Annotated in this window: 13 protein-coding genes; 12 read left to right on the top strand and 1 reads right to left on the bottom strand. The window is 30.9% G+C overall.

All coding sequences use genetic code 11. The features are described from left to right. Nucleotides 1–67 precede the first annotated feature (67 nt). From KQI86_RS01925 to KQI86_RS01910, 4 genes are all read left to right on the top strand, one after another. Entirely contained in the window at nucleotides 68–1,882 is a 1,815-nt protein-coding gene (locus tag KQI86_RS01925; RefSeq protein ID WP_216437469.1) for an aminotransferase class I/II-fold pyridoxal phosphate-dependent enzyme, read from the top strand. Continuing rightward, entirely contained in the window at nucleotides 1,879–3,045 is a 1,167-nt protein-coding gene (locus tag KQI86_RS01920; protein WP_216437468.1) for an NAD/NADP octopine/nopaline dehydrogenase family protein, read from the top strand. The genes KQI86_RS01925 and KQI86_RS01920 overlap by 4 nt, the downstream gene beginning before the upstream one ends. 99 nt (nucleotides 3,046–3,144) lie before the next feature. Next, the gene (locus tag KQI86_RS01915) at nucleotides 3,145–4,185 is read left to right on the top strand and encodes a DUF1015 family protein (protein ID WP_216437467.1); all 1,041 of its coding nucleotides are present in this window, start codon (nucleotides 3,145–3,147) and stop codon (nucleotides 4,183–4,185) included. Nucleotides 4,186–4,429: 244 nt separating this feature from the next. Beyond that, a complete protein-coding gene (locus KQI86_RS01910; protein ID WP_216437466.1) occupies nucleotides 4,430–5,482 on the top strand; it encodes a glycosyltransferase family 2 protein in 1,053 nt (350 codons plus the stop codon). 45 nt (nucleotides 5,483–5,527) lie between these two features. On the opposite strand, the gene KQI86_RS01905 is transcribed toward KQI86_RS01910, so the two are convergent. Next, nucleotides 5,528–6,388: an HDOD domain-containing protein gene (locus tag KQI86_RS01905; RefSeq protein ID WP_216437465.1), complete on the bottom strand. Its 861-nt coding sequence runs from the start codon at nucleotides 6,386–6,388 to the stop codon at nucleotides 5,528–5,530. A 218-nt stretch (nucleotides 6,389–6,606) separates the two neighbouring features. On the opposite strand from KQI86_RS01905, the gene KQI86_RS01900 reads away from it, so the two are divergent. The 8 genes from KQI86_RS01900 (at nucleotide 6,607) to KQI86_RS01865 (ending at nucleotide 18,049) form a co-directional block, all read left to right on the top strand. Then, entirely contained in the window at nucleotides 6,607–8,334 is a 1,728-nt protein-coding gene (locus tag KQI86_RS01900) for a sigma-54 interaction domain-containing protein (protein ID WP_216437464.1), read from the top strand. Nucleotides 8,335–8,661: 327 nt separating this feature from the next. After that, nucleotides 8,662–10,371, top strand: coding sequence for a urocanate hydratase (locus KQI86_RS01895; RefSeq protein ID WP_216437463.1), 1,710 nt, complete (start codon nucleotides 8,662–8,664; stop codon nucleotides 10,369–10,371). A gap of 126 nt (nucleotides 10,372–10,497) precedes the next feature. Further along, entirely contained in the window at nucleotides 10,498–11,751 is a 1,254-nt protein-coding gene (gene hutI / locus KQI86_RS01890; RefSeq protein WP_216438278.1) for an imidazolonepropionase, read from the top strand. A gap of 21 nt (nucleotides 11,752–11,772) precedes the next feature. Then, nucleotides 11,773–13,089, top strand: a complete 1,317-nt coding sequence (locus KQI86_RS01885) for a Na+/H+ antiporter family protein (RefSeq protein WP_216437462.1) — start codon at nucleotides 11,773–11,775, stop codon at nucleotides 13,087–13,089. 29 nt (nucleotides 13,090–13,118) lie between these two features. After that, nucleotides 13,119–14,645 (top strand): histidine ammonia-lyase, encoded by a 1,527-nt coding sequence (hutH, locus tag KQI86_RS01880; protein ID WP_216437461.1) that lies wholly within the window; start codon nucleotides 13,119–13,121, stop codon nucleotides 14,643–14,645. A gap of 173 nt (nucleotides 14,646–14,818) precedes the next feature. Beyond that, the gene (locus KQI86_RS01875) at nucleotides 14,819–15,754 is read left to right on the top strand and encodes a type I phosphomannose isomerase catalytic subunit (RefSeq protein WP_216437460.1); all 936 of its coding nucleotides are present in this window, start codon (nucleotides 14,819–14,821) and stop codon (nucleotides 15,752–15,754) included. Nucleotides 15,755–15,861: 107 nt separating this feature from the next. Next, nucleotides 15,862–17,832 (top strand): cell wall-binding repeat-containing protein, encoded by a 1,971-nt coding sequence (locus KQI86_RS01870; protein WP_216437459.1) that lies wholly within the window; start codon nucleotides 15,862–15,864, stop codon nucleotides 17,830–17,832. Between the two features lie 40 nt (nucleotides 17,833–17,872). After that, a complete protein-coding gene (locus KQI86_RS01865; protein WP_216437458.1) occupies nucleotides 17,873–18,049 on the top strand; it encodes a YjfB family protein in 177 nt (58 codons plus the stop codon). Nucleotides 18,050–18,102: the final 53 nt, after the last annotated feature.

Genomic DNA, 18,102 nt, shown 5'->3' with positions numbered 1-18,102 from the left:
TTAGGCAAATTGATGATTTAAGGATTCAACAAGCTCTAATATATACAATATGAAGGAGGATAAAAACATGCAAGCCATAATTCTAGCAGCAGGAATGGGAAAGCGATTAAAAGAATTGACAAATGATAATACAAAGTGCATGGTGAAAGTAAATGGTGTTACCATGATTGAAAGAATGTTATCACAATTAGATAAATTAAGTCTGTCTAATATAACAATTGTTGTTGGATACAAGGGAAAAGAGCTACAAGAATATATAGAAACTCTAAATGTTCGTACTCCAATTAACTACGTGAATAATGAAATTTACTATAAAACTAATAATATATATTCTCTTTACTTAGCAAAAAACTATCTATTAAAAGAGGATACGCTGTTACTTGAATCAGACTTGATATTTGAAGATTCTGTATTAAAAAAGATAATTGAAGATCCATATCCTAGCCTAGCCTTAGTGGCGAAATATGAAAGTTGGATGGATGGTACCGTCGTTACTATAGATGAAAATAATAATATTAAGAATTTTTTGGATAAAAAACAATTTAGATTCTGTGATATTGAAAGTTACTACAAAACAGTTAATATTTATAAATTTAGCAAGGAATTTTCCAATACACACTATGTACCTTTCTTGGAAGCATATAGCAAAGCTCTTGGTAATAATGAATACTACGAACAAGTGTTAAAAGTTATAACATTATTGGACAAACCAGAGATAAAAGCTGCAACTTTGGGTGATGAATCATGGTATGAAATAGATGACATACAGGATCTTGATATAGCAGAATCAATTTTTACAACATCTAAGGAAGACAAACTAACTAGAATTCAAAGTAGATATGGTGGGTACTGGAGGTATCCAAATTTAATAGATTTTTGTTATTTAGTAAATCCATTTTATCCAACAACAAAATTGTTAGATGAGATAAAGGCTAATTTTGAACGATTGATTTGTGATTATCCATCAGGGATGGGAGTTAATAGCTTGCTAGCAGCTAAGTATTTTGGTATACACAAAAATCAAATAGTTGTAGGAAATGGTGCAGCTGAGCTTATAAAATCATTGATGGAGAAACTTGAAGGTAAAATAGGTATTATTCTACCTACGTTTGAAGAGTATCCAAATAGAAAAAATTCTGGGGATATTGTGGCTTATTATCCTAATAATGATAATTATGCTTATTCGGCTAATGATTTGATAAGCTTTTATGATAATAAGGATATTTCTACTTTACTATTGATTAATCCTGATAATCCATCAGGTAATTATATAGAAAAGAAAGATGTTCTTAAGATTGCAGAGTGGGCACAAGAAAAAAGAATTACTTTTATTGTGGATGAGTCATTTGTTGATTTTGTTGATAAAGAGGAAGCAGCAACACTTATTGATGAAGATATATTGCAAAAATATCCTAAATTAATAGTATTAAAAAGTATTTCAAAATCTTTTGGTGTACCTGGACTTCGCTTAGGTGTATTGGCTTCTAATGAATTAGATATTATTAATTTTATTAAAAAAGATGTTGGTATTTGGAATATTAATTCCTTTGCTGAGTTTTATATGCAGATATTTGAAAAGTATAAAAGCGATTATAATAATGCTATAAATGAATTTAAAAAGGTTCGAAAAGAGTACGTTGAAAAGCTTTCAGAAATTAAAAATTTAAGAGTAGTACCAACACAAGCAAATTATGTATTATGCGAAGTGCGTGGAAAGCATACAGCTAAAGAATTAACGAAGATATTATTAAATGAATACGGAATCTTTATAAAAGATTTATCTACTAAAAAAGGTTTTAATGGCCAGTTTATTAGGGTAGCTGTTAAAAGACCAGAAGACAATGATAAATTGATTCAGGCTATAAGGAGTGTTTTACAATGAGATTAAAAAGAGTAAGACCTTCAAAGTATTTTAAAGACAAAAAACTTAATATATGTATTCTAGGTGGCGGGAACGTAGGAACTTTATTACTTGGAGATATTGGTTCAAATAAAGATTTATCAGTTAGATTATTTACGTCAAATCCACATAAATGGAGTCATGAAATTGAAGTTTGCAGTAATGATAATACTGTTAAATATAAAGGTAAGATTGATATCATATCAGATAATCCTGAAGATGTAATAGGGGATGCAGATATTATTATTTCTACACTTCCTTCACAAGTTTTTCCTAAAATAATTGGGAAGATAAAATCATTTATTAAATCAAGGACTTGGATAGGTGTGATGCCGGGGAGTGGTGGAAGTGAGTTTTATTGCAAGGAACTTTTAGAGATTGGATGTATATTATTTGGATTTCAGCGAGTGCATGGGATTTCTAGAATAAAGGAGTATGGTAAATCAGTGTATGATCTTGGGAAAAAAAATGAACTTCATATAGCTGCAATACCGGTAGACCAGACAGAAAGTATTTGTATGAAATTAGAAAATATAATGAAAATTAAATGTAATCCATTACCTAATTATCTTAATGTCACACTTACACCATCAAATTCAATTCTTCATACTACAAGGCTTTATACAATGTTTTATCATTATAAAGAAGGGCTATTCTGGGATGAAGTAATAGATTTTTATGAAGAATGGAATGATGAGGCTTCAAAAATGTTGATTGCTTGTGATGAAGAGTTACAGCTGCTGTGTAAAAGTATAAGCGGACTTAATTTAACTGGTGTTAAATCTTTAAAAGAACATTATGAATCGGGAACACCAGAAGAAATGACGAAAAAGATAAATAATATTATTCCATTTAAAGGAATAAAAGCACCAATGATAAAAACACAAAGAGGATATATTCCTGATTTTAATTCACGATATTTTTTAGAGGACTTCCCTTATGGCCTTTGTATTATTAAAGGCTTTTGTGATGTTGTTGGTTTAGATACACCTAATATAGATAAAGTTCTCATATGGTTTGAAAAGATTGCTGAAGTTGAATATTATGTTAATAATAAGTTTGAAGGGAAAGATTTAAAATACTTATCACTACCTAAGAATTATGGATTAAGTTCAGTGGAAGATATAATTTTTTATTATAGTTAAGAAAAATAGAAAATTTTATAAAAATGGTATAAAATTTAAAAATATAGTTAAGAATGGTTATGAAAATTGCCATAACTAATTTAAAGGGTGGTAAATTATATGAGAATTAATACAATAAAAAAATCATATATAAATGTTAGTGGGAAAATATATGATTCTGAATTTATTAATTTAGCTAATATTAAAAATAATAAAATAAATTTAGATGAAAGAACACTTTTTTTAACAAAAAAAGAAAAAGAGATTTTAAATGACCAACAAATTGAAAATTTTAATGATGTAATATATATATTTAAATATAAAAACATTTATGGCATCATATGCGATATTCCTATTGAAGAGTATGATGATGGTAATGTTAAATGTCATGAATTAGTTTTACCAGATACAGTTCAAGGCATGTTAAGTAATTTACATGGTTATAATTGTGAAACTGCACCAATATTATTAGGGCACAATAAAAAGATTGATTATTCATCATATATTGAAGAGAAAAAATATGAGAAGTATTTTATATTAGATGATATAGAGATTTATGTATATTGTGGTGAAAAGGCAAAGAATATATTAAATGAATTTTTAGAGACTGATAAGCTATATGTTGCAGATGGACATCATCGTCTATATACTACATCTTTATCTAAGTTTAAAAATTCAGTTTTATCATGTTTGATTAGCTTTGAATATTTAAAAATCTTGCCAATTCATCGTATTATCTCAAATGTTGATGCACAATTATTCGAGAAAGCTAAAGGGTTTATTTATAATAGATTTGAAGTATTACCACTAGAAATACCTTTGTCTAAAGGTAAAATACGTATAAAATACAATGAAGATAGCTTTGTTGTAAATCTTATAGAATTAAATTCTGATGCGTTTTGGAATAATGATATTTATCGTTTAAATACGCAAATTATTTCACAGGCTTTTCGTATTTTTGATACTGGAAAACTTAAATATATATTAGATTGTACATTAAAGAATCATGATATAGACAAAAATGATGTACTAATCGAAACATATCCAGTAGCAAAAGATGAGTTTATTGAATGTGCAAATAATAAATGCATAATGCCTCCAAAATCGACATGTTTTTTTCCTAAATTCCCATCTTTTCTAGTATTTAAACAATACCAGTAAAATTGACTCTGAAATATTATACCTGAAAGGCATGTAGTATCTATAACGTATTTAGATAATGTATAAATAGAATTGAGATATAAAATATGTAATATGTTTAAATATATTATAACGTCTTAGAATTACAAAAATGTAATAACTATATTAGCTTCTATAGCTCAATGATAATCTTCTTAGTAAACCATTATCAAAATCCATAATTATATTTTTAGAATGGGAATAAATACAAAAAGGTGTGAATATTATGCTTACTTTATGTCTTATAGTAAAAAATGAAGAAGAAAGTTTGGATAAGTGTCTAAATAATGCAAAGGAATTTGTAGATGAAATAATAATAGTTGATACAGGCTCTACGGATAAAACTAAAGAAATTTCATTAAAATATACAGATAGAATCTTTGATTTTGATTGGTGTGATGATTTTTCAAAAGCAAGAAACTTTTCAATATCAAAAGCATCTAACGATTGGGTATTAATATTGGATGCTGATGAATATATAAAAATATTTGATAGAGATATTCTTTTAGAGTTTATAAATAACCCTGACAATGAGAAAAAAGTCGGTAGGATTGAAATAATTAACATAATAGAAGATTCAGCAGGTGAAAAGAAATATTTTGAGAGAGTAAATAGATTATTTAATAAAAATTATTTTCAGTATTATGGTATAATTCATGAACAAATTAAAATGAAAAATGATGAACATTATGAAACAAAGGATATTGATATATCATCGGAACATATAGGATATACTAAGGAAGTTGTAAATAAGACAAATAAATTAAAAAGAAATATTGATTTATTAAATAATGCATTAAAAGATAATAATGATGATTCTTATATCCATTATCAGTTAGGAAAATCTTACTATATGTTAAAAGATTATGATCAAGCTGTTACTTATTTTGAAAATGCATTAAAATATGATTTAGATTATAGATTAGAATATGTCATAGATCTTATTGAAACTTATGGGTATGCATTAATAAATAGTGGTAAATATAAGGAAGCACTGTCTTTAGAAAAGTTTAGTAAATACTATGATGCTCCAGATTTATATTTCTTAATGGGGCTAATATATATGAACAATGCTAAGTTTTCTTTAGCAGTAGATAGTTTTTCAAGGTGTACAAAATTCACCAAGGGTAAGATGGAGGGTATTACAACTTATTTACCATGTTATAACATGGGTATTATTTATGAAGTTCTAGGTCTTAAGGAACAAGCATTAGAATGTTATAGTTTGTGTGGTAAGTATTCACTTGCTTTAAATAGGTATTCACAATTATTAAAATAATTAAAAGCCGCTATATATTTTAGCGGCTTTTATATATTGGTGCCATCAACTCACTACTATATTAAAACTATCTCTATCATTTAAATAATCTGTAGCCTCATAGATTATCTTTTCAATAGCTTCTCCATCTAGGTTAAGTGTTTTAAGGGCAAATTCTGAAAAGTTATAGGATAATCCATCATTTCCAAGACCTACACCTAACATCATTGTTATTGAATCGGCTATGTGAACTATGGAAACTAATTTGGGGTCTGTTTCTGATAATTCAGGGGAGTGGTGGTAGAGAATGCTTTCTACTAAAGCTAAAGGGAAGTTCCATTTTTGTGCTACTTTAGCTCCTATTTCTCCATGGTTAAATCCTAGGGTTTCTTCTTCCGCTTCTATAAAGGTTTTACCTTCCTTTTCTACTTTGTTTATTATGGTTCCATACTCTTTAGCTACATAATAATTTAATATGGTTTTACCTATATCCCTTAAAAGGCCTGATATATAAGCCTCTTCTGCTTTTGGATATTTTAGTTTTTTAGCTATAAATCTGGATATTATAGCACAGCTTTGAGATTGATTCCATAGGGCGTATTTTTCTAGACCATACCCATCTGGCAATTCTTTTATAAGAAATTGGCTTACAGCAGAGGCAAGGACTAAGCTTTTTATTGCTTGAGAGCCTAAAAGCACAGTAGCCTCTGACACCGTAGAAATGCTTCTAGCATAACCATAATAGGTGGAATTGGCTAATTTTAATATTTCTGATGTAAGACTTTGATCCATCAATATTTCCTTTTCTAAATCCTTTATTGTGGAATCAGGGTCTTCAGTAAGAGATATTATTTTACTTATTCTATCAGGTAAAATAGGCATGTCTTCAACTTTATTAATCAAATTATCTAAAATTATTTTTCCCATGTTTTTAACACCCATTTCATAAATTATATTCTTTTATATTATATATATCGTCATAGGTCAGAAAATTCTTGAATCCTTTAATAAAATATTTTAATTCATATTATAGTTTAATTAAACACCTATTAAATTTATGGTAAAATTTTACTTATTATAGAGAAAATATAAAAACCGCATAGTATAATAGAATATAATAAAAGCTTTGGAAAGTGGGGTATTTTATGAATATAAAGTGGATTGGGGATTTATTAAAAGATTTTGTTTTAGGAATTGCAATACTAGATATAAGTGAAAAAATATTATGGAGTAATGGTGTCCTAGAAGGAATTTGTGGTGAGGAAAATATATTAGAAAAGTATTTTTATCAAATATTTAACTACAGCATAAATAACATTATTAATGAAGAAATATCAATAAAAATTCCTTTAAATAAAGTTTATACCATGAGAGCTAAATTTATAGATAAAGAAGAAATATTTATATTATACATAAATGAAATAACTAATTTTAATGATAAAGATACAAAGCTATATTGCTTAGAAGAAATAATAAATTCCATAAATGATGGAATTGTAGTAAGTGATTGTGAAGGAAAGGTTGTTTTATATAATAAATCTCAAGAAAAGTTAGAAGAGCTTTCTTCTCATGAAGTTCTCAATAAATATTTATGGGAAGTTTATGAATACAATCCAGAAAACAATCCAGAATTAGCTGAGCATAGAAATGTATATAAAAGTAAAACCTCAATAATCCATAGATACAGAGCACATGTATTTAAAAAGGGCATACCTAAATATGTATCTTACAGCACACATCCAATAGTAAAAAATGGAGAGACTATAGCAGTTTATTCTATCTGCAAAAATGAGACAAGCCTTCAAAATCTATTAATGGAGACAGTGGAATTAAAAAGAGAATTATTTAGCCAAGGGGAGAATGACAGTAAATCAAAGAAGTATAGAAAAAATGGAACTATATATACTTTTACAGATATTATGGGGAGCAGTGAAATTACAAAGAAGGTAATCAAAGAAGCTCAAACCATTTCTCTTTTAGATAATAATATATTAATTGTGGGGGAAACTGGCACTGGTAAAGAGGTCTTTGCCCAAAGCATACATAATTTTGGTAAAAACAAAGAAGAACCTTTTGTAGCTATAAACTGTGCAGCAATTCCTGAAAATTTACTAGAAGGAATATTATTTGGAACCACAAAGGGAGCATATACTGGAGCACTAACTCAAAGTGGTCTTTTTGAAGAAGCCAGAGGTGGAACTCTTTTTTTAGACGAATTAAACTCAATGCCCATATCCATGCAATCTAAGCTTTTAAGAGTTTTGCAAGAAAAGGTAGTTAGAAGACTAGGAAGCTCCAGTACAATTCCAGTATCTTGTCGTGTAATCACAGCGATAAATGAAGAACCAGAAAAACTCATTGAAGAAAAAAGATTAAGATTAGACCTTTTTTATAGAATATCAGGCCTCTTTTTATACATACCACCTCTTAGGGAAAGATCAGAGGATATTATATCCATAGGAGAATTCTATATAAGAAAATATAATAGGTTACTTCATAAAAAAGTTAAGACCTTTTCAAAAGAACTTAAGGAAATCATGATCAACTATAGATGGAATGGCAATGTAAGAGAGCTCAGTCACTTTGTAGAAAATGCTTTAGTTAGAGTAGATGATGAGGAAGAGGCGTTAAATTTAAATCACATACCTAAATACATAAAAAACAGGATGCTTGGCAACTTATCAATGGATATATTAAACTCAAATGAATATACCACAAAGGACTTACCCAATTTTTTAAGAGCTATAGAGAAAAATATCATATTAGATACCTTAGAAAAAAATAGGTGGAACATAACAAAGAGCGCTAATGAATTAGGAATAATAAGACAAAGTCTTGACTATAGGATGAAAAAGTTAAATATTGAAAAGTAGAGTTTTTATAAGTTAATAGATTTTTAAATTATAAGTGTGTAGATTATAACTTTAAGGTGTATAAATTTTATGCACTTATAATATTTTTTTGCCTTTGATTAATAGTAATATTATGGAAATAATGCATAAGTTTTATGCATTGAACTTAATGAAGCATAACAAAGTGAGAATTAGTTTATGTTGGATTTTAACTTCCTATGAACTTTAACTGAATAAAATCAAGGTATTGAGGAGTTCATGAATATTAGTAATTATATAAAAGCAAGTTGGCACGGTAATTGCTTATTAAATATAAGTAAATAATAAAAATTCAAGGAGGCATGTATTATGGGAAAACCAGAAATATTATACTCAGTTAAAGCTCAGAGAGGATCTACGTTAAGATGTAAAGGGTGGAAGCAAGAGACTATTTTGAGAATGTTAGAAAATAATATGGAAAATGCAGAAAAGCCTGAAGAGCTTATTATTTATGGTGGCAATGGGAAATGTGCAAGAAACTGGGAGTCTTATCATGCTATAGTGAAATCCTTAAAAGAGTTAGAAGATAATGAAACTTTAGTTGTGCAATCAGGTATGCCAGTGGCAATTTTTAAAACTCATAAACTAGCACCACGTGTTGTAATGGCTACTACAAATATTATGAAGGCAGATTGGCCTACTTTCTATGACCTTCAAGATAAAAACTTAACTATGTTCGCTCAATATACAGCTGCTCCTTGGGAATACATAGGCACTCAAGGGGTTATAGAAGGAACCTTTGAAACCTTGTCTGCTATAGCTTTGAAAAAATTTGATAATGATTTAGAAGGTAGAATTTATTTCACAGCAGGAGCAGGAGGAATGGGAGGAAATCAGAGCTGGGCAATGAAGATGCACGGTGGAGTTGCAATAGTAATTGACGCAGACGAGAAAGTTATTAAGAGACGTATTGAAAAAGATTATATGGATACAATGGTTTACTCATTAGACGAAGCTATTGATATGGCTAAAAAAGCAGCAGATAAAAAAGAGCCTTTATCCATTGGAGTAGTTGGAAATGCAGCGGACCTTTTCTGGGATGCATACAATAAAGGGTTTATGCCAGATATTATAAGTGAAATGTGTCCATGTCATGATCCAATCTCCTATATTCCATCGGGATATACCCCAGAAGAAGCAGATGAATTAAGAGAAAAGGATCGTGAGTTATATCTAGAAAAGGCAAGGGAATCCATGGTAAAACACCTTAAAGCCATGAACGCTTACTATGCAAAAGGCGTTGAAGTATTTGAATATGGAACAAGCATTAGAAAAGAATGTCGTGATGCTGGAATGGAAGATAAGGAAGCATTCAGAATTCCAGGGTTCGTGTCTGAATATATTAGACCACTATTCTGCGAAGGTCGTGGCCCATTTAGATGGACTTGTATTTCAGGAGATCCTGAAGATCTTAAGAGAACAGACGAACTTGCTCTAGAGATGTTTAAAGATGATCCACTGGTTACAAGATGGATTACACTTGCAAGTAAGTGTTTACCAATAGAAGCTCTTCCAGCGAGAGTTTGCTATATGGGATTTGGACAGCGTAGAAAATTTGGCTTAGCTATAAATGAGCTTATAAAGAAGGGGGAAATTAAAGGGCCGGTAGCTTTTTCAAGGGATAATTTAGACACAGGTTCCATAGTTAACCCAACCTTTGAATCAGAAAATATGAAAGATGGCAGCGATTTAATTTCTGACTGGCCATATTTAAATGGATTATTAAATTGTGCAGGAATGTGTGATTTAATAGCAATTCAAGCTAACTATTCCATGGGAGAAGCAGTTCATACTGGAGTTACAATGATTGCAGATGGAACAGAGGAAGCTTCCATAAGATTAGATGTATGCTTAACTACAGACTCAGGAATAGGTATTATAAGACATGCTCAAGCTGGCTATGAAACTGCAAGGGACATTGCTGAAGGAAAAGGAAAATATACTACCGATAGTATTAAAGTTCCTCTTTGGTGGACACCAGATGCAACTTTTGGACCAGATGGTAAAAGACCGAGATAAAACTTAAAATGATATATTAAGACTTTAAGAAATACTAAACTTGTACCTTTCCATGATGGAGAGGTACAAGTTGATTTATCAAGTGATTCTATTATTTTTAGTTATGGAATAGAGAGGTGATAGAAACTGGATGCTAGAGAAAATAAATTAAAGGCGGATTTAGTATTAAGTAATTGCTCTCAATTAGTAACTTGCAGAAAAGAAGCTAAAGACTTAGTTGGAATAATAGAGGATGGATGGATAGCAGTAAAGGAAGATAGAATAGTAGCTTTAGGAAGTAAGGAAGAGGTATGTAGTAAAGTTGACTATAGTAAAGCTGAAGTCATTGACTGCAAGGGTAAAGTAGTTGCACCAGGATTTGTAGATTGTCATACACATTTAGTTTTTGGAGGGTCAAGGGTAAAAGAATACGTTACTAAACTTACTATAACGGATAGTAAAATATTAGAGGAAATGGGCATAAAAACAGGAATTATGGTCAGTGTGAATATGACAAGGGATTCCTCAGAGGAAGAACTTTATGAAAGCGCATATAAAAGAATTTACAACATGATGTGTTCAGGAACCACCACTGTAGAGAGTAAAAGCGGCTATGGATTGAGCTTAGAACATGAAATAAAAATGTTAAAGGTTAATAAAGTCTTGCATGAAAATTTGCCCATAGACATAATATCTACTTTTTTAGGAGCTCACGGATGGCCAGAGGATGTTTCTAAAGATAAATATATAGATATTTTAACTGAAGAGATGATATCTTATGTGGCAGAGAAAAATTTAGCAAAGTTTTGTGACGTGTGGTGTGATGATGGATATTACACTGCTAAGGAGAGCGAAAAAATATTGAAAAGAGCAAGAGATTTAGGTATTGAACCTAGAATACACACAGATGCTTATTCCTATATAGGTGGTTCAGATTTGGCGGCCCATATGAATTTTGTATCAGCAGATCATTTAAATTATACCCCTAGAGAAGTAATAAAAAAACTATCGAAAGCTAAGGTTACAGGAGTGCTTCTTCCCGTTACAGATTTTTCAGTAAAACACCCTAAACCCTTTAATCCAAGACCTATGATAGAAGAGGGAATGACCATAGCTTTAGCAACGAATTGTTGTCCAGGTGCTTGGAGCGAATCCATGCAGTTTGTTATGATGTTAGCCTGTAGAGCACATAGTATGACTCCCGCTGAGGCATTAAGAGCAGCTACTTTAGGTGGAGCTCATGCACTTTCCATGGAAGAGGAAATAGGTTCTTTAGAGGTAGGGAAATTAGGGGACATGCAAATTTGGAATACCTCAAATTATGAAGATGTGGTTTATAAGTTTGGGGGAAACATGGTAGAAAAAGTTATAAAGAGAGGGAAAATTATAGTTAGGATTTAATATATAAAAGGGGGGTATTTTATGTTTACAAATCCTGTAGTTTTATCAGTTCTTACCATGATAGTATTGTGCTTATTAAAATTAAACGTTATTTTATCATTAATAATTGCGGCTTTAGTAGGTGGTGCTGTAGCTGGAATGCCAATGGGTGAGACGATAAGTATTTTAATTGATGGCATGGGGGGGAATTCAGAAACAGCGCTAAGTTATATACTACTGGGGGGATTGGCAGCTGCTATACACAAAACAGGAGCTGCTGAAATACTATCTATAAAAATAGCAAAAGGCATAAAAGGAAAGAAAACAATTCTATTATTTATACTTGCTATAGTTGCTTGTCTTTCAGGAACTGTAATACCAGTGCATATCGCTTTTATTCCTATATTGATTCCAGCATTAATACCACTTATGAACACAATAAAAATGGATAGAAGAGCTGCATCTTGCGCTCTAGCTTTTGGACTTAAAGCACCTTATTTAACTTTGCCAATAGGATATGGTTTGATATTTCATGGAATAGTGAAAGAGCAAGTTACTGCTAGTGGCATGCCTATAACCGTTGATATGGTTTGGAAATCCACTTGGGTTGCTGGCCTTGCAATGTTGACAGGTTTTATTATCTCCATTTTTACTTATAGAAAATCTAGAGAATATAAAATGGATGATGAATTTAAAGCGGAATATGAAGACTTGGATGATTTATTAAAAAAAGATGTAAAGGTAACAAAAGAGCATTATATATCTTTAATAGCTGGCGCAGTAACATTAGTAGTACAAATTATATTTGGATCATTGCCATTAGGTGCTATGTTTGGTATTGCAATTATGTTAGCTACAAAGGTAATCAAATGGTCTTCCATAGATGAGTTAATGGATAGTGGAATAGTTATGATGGGATTTATAGCCTTTGTTATGTTAGTGGCCTCTGGTTATGCAGCTGTAATTAGAGAAACTGGAGGAATTGAAACCTTAGTTAATTCAGCAGCGGCAATGATGAGAGGAAGTAAAGTAATTGCAGCTATTGTAATGCTTTTGTCAGGATTAATGGTTACTATGGGAATAGGTACATCCTTTGGAACAGTTCCTATTATTGCAGCTATTTATGTTCCATTGGCATTAAAAGTTGGCTTTAGTACAAAAGCAACGATTTTACTCATTGCTACAGCAGCGGCTTTAGGAGATGCATCCTCTCCAGCTTCAGATACCACTTTAGGACCAACATCGGGATTAAATATTGATGGACAACATGATCACATATGGGATACATGTATACCAAGCTTTTTACACTATACAGTTCCACTATCTATATTTGGGCTCATTGGAGTGAGTATGTTTTAAATTTTAAACTTTAAAAAGGAGGAGTCATTATGAAGGTTGTTTATATAGATGGAAATAGCTTAACCATAAAAGATATTATTAAAGTGGCTAGAGAAGACTATGAAGTTAAGCTCACTGATGAATCAATAAAAGAAGTTGAAAAGTCAAGAGAATTAGTAGATGATATGGTGGAAAATGGGGAAGTAATTTATGGTATAACTACAGGGTTTGGTCTGTTTAGTGATGTTTTAATATCAAAGGAAGAGACTAAAGAATTACAAAAGAATTTAATTTTAAGCGATTGCTGTGGAGTAGGAGAACCCTATGGGGAAGATGTTGTAAGAGCAGCTATGCTTTTGAGAATAAATGCTCTAGCTAAAGGTTACTCTGGCATAAGATTGAGCACACTAAATACGCTTATAGAAATGTTAAATAAAGGAGTACATCCAATAATACCAGAAAAGGGATCTGTTGGAGCTAGCGGAGATTTATGTCCACTTGCTCATATGGTATTAGTTATGATTGGAGATGGTGAGGCAATATACAAAGGAGAAAGACTTAATGGAAGTGAAGCTATGAAAAAAGCTGGTATAGATATAGTTGAACTGGTTTCCAAAGAAGGATTGGCTTTAATAAATGGAACTCAAGTACTTACAGCAGTGGGAGCGTTGGCAGCCTATGATGGAAAAATGCTAACTAAGGTGTCAGATATAGCAGCGGCCATGACCATGGAAGCCTTAAACGGTATAGTTGATGCCTATGATGAAAAAGTACACAAGGTTAGGCCCCATAAAGGGCAAATTCTATGTGCAGAAAACATGTTAAAAATTTTAGAGAACAGTAAATCTACTACAAGACAGGGAGAAAAGAAAATTCAAGATGCATACACTTTAAGGTGTGTACCACAAGTCCATGGAGCTAGTAGGGATGCCATAGATTATATTATAGATAAAATAAATATTGAAATAAACTCAGCTACGGATAATCCTTTAATATTTGCTGAAAGTAGACAAGTTATATCTGGAGGAAATTTTCATGGGCAGCCAATGGCTTTAGTCTTTGATTTTTTAGGAATAGCTATAGCGGAATTAGGAAATATAAGTGAAAGAAGAATTGAAAGACTTATCAATCCTAGTTTAAGTGGTTTGCCAGCCTTTTTAGTTAAAAAGGGAGGATTGAATTGCGGTTTTATGGTTCCACAATACACTGCTGCAGCTTTGGTGTCTGAAAATAAAGTATTAGCTCATCCAGCTTCAATAGATTCTATACCAACTTCTGCAAATCAAGAGGATCATGTTAGTATGGGTTCAATTTCTGCAAGAAAGGCAAGGGATATATTGGAGAATGTGAGAAATGTACTAGCAATAGAGCTTATGACATCAGCTCAAGGCATAGATTTTGGAGAAAAGGATAAACTTGCAATGGCAACAAGGGCGGTTCACGATAGGATAAGGAAAGATGTAGATACTTTATACGAGGATAGAAAAATGTATCTAGATATGAAAAAATGCTATGAACTTGTGAAAAGTAATGAACTGATAAAGATTGTTGAAGATAAAATTGGAAAATTGAATTAAAATAACAAAATAACTGTATTTTAACTTATACACCTGCACTGCTCAAAAAGCTAATAGCTTTAATGAGCAGTGCAGTTTTTTATTTGCAGATGATTGCGGTAATAAATTACTAATATAAAAAATATGGATATGTTATAGGGACTTCTCTTATTAATTATAAGGAGAGACGGTGTATGTATCCAATTAAATTTAAAAATTTATACTATGAAAAAATATGGGGTGGAAGAGATTTAGAAGAGTTTAGAGAAGATTTGCCAGAGGGAAACATAGGTGAAAGCTGGGATATAGCTTGCCATCCTAATGGTATGAGCATCGTAGATAATGGGAAATTTAAGGGCAAGAGATTTGATGAACTTATAAAAGAATATGGGAAAAAACTATTAGGACAAGACTTTGAGGGTGGGGAATTTCCTTTATTAGTTAAGCTAATAAACTCTAAAGAAAAATTATCTGTTCAAGTACATCCTGATGATGAATATGCAAAAAGAGTAGAAAATTCTATGGGAAAAACTGAAGCTTGGTATGTAGTAGAAGCAAAAGAAAAGGCTTTTTTAATAGTAGGTACAAAAGATTGTGATAAGGAAACATTTAAAAAAGCAATTGAAGAAGGAAGAACAGAGGAATATTTAAATAAGATTCAGGTTAAGAAGGGGGATTGTTTTCTTATAAAGAGCGGTCTTGTACATTCTATTTGTGAAGGGGTTATAATAGCGGAAATTCAGCAGAACAGCGATATAACATACAGGATATACGATTACGGTAGACCTAGAGAGATACATGTAGAAAAATCTTTAGATGTTATTGATTTTAACTTAAGAGCAATAAATACAGGCGAGGACCAATTAGATAAATTTAATGGATATTCTAAAGGAGTTCTATGCCATATCAAATATTTTACAATTGAAAAATATATAATTAATAAAATTCTTGAAGAAAAAAGCAATGTAAGTAAGTTTCATATTTTTACATGTGTAGATGGATTTGGAACTATAATTTCAGAGGATGATACTATAGTAAAGATTAATAAAGGAGATAGTATATTAATACCAGCTACCCTTGGTAAATATATTATAAAAGGAAAATTAACATTATTGAAGAGTTATATATAATAGGAGGAATAGCTAGATTCATTAGCTATTCCTCCTATTTTTTATTAAACTTTTCCACATTTTGCACGATATTTATTAATAAATGCAGTATGTTTGGAGTGGTGAGTTTGAAGAAAAGATATAGTTTAATTTATAATATTATATTTGTATTTTTCATAGTAATTTCTGTGAATTATAAGGTAGAAGCAGCTTCTCCTATAAGTTCTTATAAGGGAGCAAATGGAGTGGAGATAAGAAGTTATACTCAAGCTTTTTCCTCACAAGAAAAGCTTAAAATGGTATATGATGAACTTTTAAATAATACAATAGGGGAAGAAATAAAGTATTTATCCCATATTGAGCTTATTGATGACTATCCTTATGGGAAGTATACCACGGGTATGTACTATAGGTTTTACACAGGGGATACAATAAGTAAAGATAATTATATTCAAATATATGGTTGCAAAAATATAAAATTTACTACTCTAGCTAGGGTTTTGTCCCATGAATACGGACATCACTTTACCATATACCATACTTGGATGGGAGAAGATAAAGAATTAGATGGTAAAGATACAGGATATTATAAAGTGAGAAATTTGGGCTCTTATAAAAAGGTTGAGAACGGAGAACATAGCTGGGCTATAAGCGAAATAGCAGCTGAGGATTATGTTCAACTTTTTGGAAGTCCTACAGGAAAAAACAGCATAGTTTATAGAGATATTAGGGACAACACAAATGGACTTAAAAATAACATAGGTGTTTATAGTAATTTAGAAGGTTTTAATTCATCCCCTCAAGAAAATGAAGAAATACCAAATGCATGGAATGTGAATGGATTATATGACTATTGGTTAAATATATCCAAGGTCAAACCTAAATATAGTAAGCCGGGAACAATTCCATTTTTGTATTTAGAGGATTATAATGATGGTAAATATACATTTAAATGGACAAAGAGTGTTGACGACAATACAGAAAATATGGAGTATACAGCTTTAATTGAAGATGGAGATTTACCAAATATCTGGTTTGGAAAGAGAACCACTACAGATAGTATTGGAAGGGATTTTATAACGGGTAAATATAAAGAAGATGGAATTATTTATAGCGATAATATTAAGTCAAATGTCTTTAGAATAAAGGTAAATGCTAAAGATAAGGATGGAAATTTAGTTTCTTCTAATATAGTTTCTATAGATAAAAACAATCCTCAAAAGAGCATAGCTCATATACCAAATAGAATAGAAGGAAAAAATAGGTATGCTACTAGCAGTGAGATAAGCAAAAGTGGATGGAGAGAGAAGAGCCAATATGTTATTCTAGTATCCGGCGAAAACTTTCCAGATGCTTTAAGCGCAGTACCATATGCTAAAAAATATAATGCTCCAATATTGCTTATAGAAAAGAATTATATAGATAAAAGTATAGAAAATGAATTGAAAAGATTAAAACCTAGTAATGCTATAATAGTTGGCGGACAAGGTGCAATATCACAAAATATAGAGAATAAAATAAAATCTATGGGTATGACAACTAGAAGAATTTGGGGAAATGATAGGTATGAAACCTCATTAGAGATATTAAAAAACTTTGGAGACTTTAAGGAAGTTATAATAACCTCTGGTGAAAATTTTCCTGATGCTCTTTCTGCTTCCTCTATAGCTGCTACTAAGGGTATACCAATAATATTATCTTCAAAAGCTGGATTAAAAGAAGATATAATAGAATATTTAAAAGAGAAAGAGGTAGAAAAAGCTTATATAGTAGGAGGAGAAAAAATAATTACTCCTTTCTTAGAACATAGCCTTTCTATAGATAGTGAGAGAATCTATGGTAAGGATAGATATGAAACAAATCTTTTACTATTAGATAGATTTGAAAAGGACTTAGATTTTAACAAGGTGTATTTAGCTTCGGGACAAAATTTTCCAGATGCCTTATCAGGCTCTGCTTATGCTGCTTTGTCAAAATCGCCATTGGTGTTATTCAATAATAGTAATTTAAAATACTTAAAGAACAAAGGAATATCTTTGAATGCTATGACTGTTTTAGGTGGAGAAAATTCAATACCTACGATGAATTTATTACAATAATATAGCATCAAAATAATTAATAAAGAAAGCAGGTGTTAATATGGATATAGCTGGATTATCCATCGCTATGAATGGAGGTAAGGTTAAGCAACAAGCTTCTTTAGCCTTAATGAAAATGGCTATGAACAAAGGTAAAGAAAATGCTCAAGCCATGACAGAAATGATTGAGAAATCAGTAAATCCTAATATTGGTCAAAACTTAGATGTTAGAGGCTAATTTAAAATCTATAAGCTTTAAAGGGGTTGTTTTGAAATATTATTTTGAAACAC

The organism is Clostridium mobile (assembly GCF_018918285.1).
Lineage (GTDB): Bacteria > Bacillota > Clostridia > Clostridiales > Clostridiaceae > Clostridium_AW > Clostridium_AW mobile.
This window is presented reverse-complemented; position numbering and strand designations above follow the sequence as displayed.